This is a genomic window from Photorhabdus sp. CRCIA-P01, from assembly GCF_003545805.1.
Classification (GTDB): Bacteria; Pseudomonadota; Gammaproteobacteria; order Enterobacterales; family Enterobacteriaceae; genus Photorhabdus; species Photorhabdus antumapuensis.
In genome coordinates this window covers 1-2048 of record NZ_NMQR01000139.1, presented here as the reverse complement: position 1 = coordinate 2048, position 2048 = coordinate 1, and the positions used below count along the sequence as shown (strand labels likewise).

At 58.0% G+C, this 2048-nt stretch carries 1 protein-coding gene; it reads right to left on the bottom strand.

The annotated features are described in order from the left end of the window. Positions 1–2048, bottom strand: a 2048-nt coding sequence (locus D3222_RS24280; protein WP_157975444.1) for a type VI secretion system Vgr family protein, incomplete at both ends; no start/stop codon positions are given.

Below are 2048 nucleotides of genomic sequence, written 5' to 3'. Positions count from 1 at the left end.
CCCTTGCCAATACGGATATAACCGCCCCCACAGGCCAGCAGGATCTCTTCCTTAGCACTGATAATCACTTTGCCCTCATGGCTACTCACCGTGATATCTTTCAGCGCTTCCAGTCCCATCGCATCACCCTGCGCCTGAATTTCTACCCGCCCTTTACTGGCAAACAGTTTGATCCCCAGCTTTTCCGCAAACAGGCTGATCATCCCTCCGGCTGCCACCGTGAATTTTTTCAGCACGCTGAAATCGGTGTTTTTCCCACTGGTGGTGATCACATTTTCCCCGGCGGAAAATTGGAGACTTTTCGCCGTCGTCTGAGCGATACCCTCGGGGGCGGAAAGTAACAACGCCGATTTTCTCAGTTCGGTTAACGTGTCACTCAATAACGCTTTCTGGCGCTGCAAATCCGCCAGTTCAGCTTTGGCGGTTTCCGCCGCGCCGCGTAAGGCTTCGGTTAACGCCTGCGCCTGTTGCAACTGACTGATCGCCGCCTGCATTGCCAACACTTCGCCACCCGCGTTGACCTGTTTATCCGCACTGATAAACAACCCTTTACCGGCCCGAATCGCTCCCCAGTCATCGGTACGCAGCTCAAAACCTTCCCCCCGTTTATCCGGGTGCGGACGCTGACTGTCGACCAGATGTCCCAGATTGAGCTGGCTCTTACCCCCGTAGTCGGTGCTGAGTTTGATGTGCTCCCGACCGCGCTCGTCATCCATCCGCAGTTTGTTATTCGCCGGGGTACGCAGGACATTGCGTTTGTAGTTGTACAGGGTGACGTGATCCGGGTGTTTTGAGTCGTGCAGCGCATGGGCGATATAGGGCCGATCCGGGTCGCCCCCTTCAAACGCGATCGCCACCTCGGTCCCTTCCAGCAACGGCCAGTGAAAACCGTAGGTGTCGCCCGCGTAAGGACGAGCCAGCCGKACCCACAGGCTTTCGCCCCCCCGCGGCCATTCCGCCCGGTCAAAGTCAAACGCCACTTTATACAACCCGTCTTTATCAATATCCCCGTACRSGTCGTTCACGGTGCTGCTGCTTACCCTSGCCGGCAACGTGCCCGCTATCCGGGGTTTSGGGATTAATTCAGGCCGAAAACAGACGTTTTCCGCATAGGGGATCGCAGTGAACGCCATTTCAAAACTTTTATCCCGCCGCGCACTGCTGCTAATGCCGGTTATCACCACTCCCTGACGAAAAGCTGCCGGGGCCTCCCCCCTGACTTTCAATTCCTGGCCCGGTAACAGGGTCGCGGACGTTGTCAAACCCCGCAGCCGRGTCTGYCGATTCAGGTAACGTTCATGGTGCAGCCGRGCATAAAACACCCCGCTTTCCACTGCCGGCGCCGGCGCATAACGGTTACCCGGTACCCGGTAGTTATCCCGGTAATGGTACGCTTCGCCATACAGGGTCTCATCGCCCCGCGTCACATCCACGCCGGCATCCATCCCGTACCGCGGCAGGGCGTCACGGTAGTTGTAATCCCGGGTCAACACCTTCCCCTCGACTACCTGATGCGCGGTTTCCATGCCCCACACCGCGTCTTCCTCCCCGCCGTGCATGCCTGACGGCGAGCGGGCCGGCATATGGACATTAAACTGGTAGTGGCGCTGCTTGTCGTAAAATTCCACCACGTCAATGTTCAGCCGCTCGTCCGCGGTCAGTTTGTACCAGATCCCCACTTCCGCCAGCAGTCGCTGTATAAAACGCAGGTCATCCTCGTCGTATTGCATCACCTGTTCCCGCTTCGGGTAGGGGTACGCCAGGGTGAATAAGAAATCCTGCCCGCGAAAACCGTGCCGTTCACGCAGGATTTTTTCCACGATTTCCGGCACCGACATCTTCTGATAAATCGCGGACTGGCGGCTTCTCGACAACAGGGCCAGCCGGGGTTCCAGGGTGACTTCATAACGGCTTTCGTCATGCGAGGTGGACAACAGCTTAAATCCGCTAATCACCCCGTAGATCGTGCGCAACGGGGCGGGCGGTATCACCGGCATGCCCCGCATCCCCGGATTAATCGCCGGCGACGTCAGGGTAAACGCGGCGTC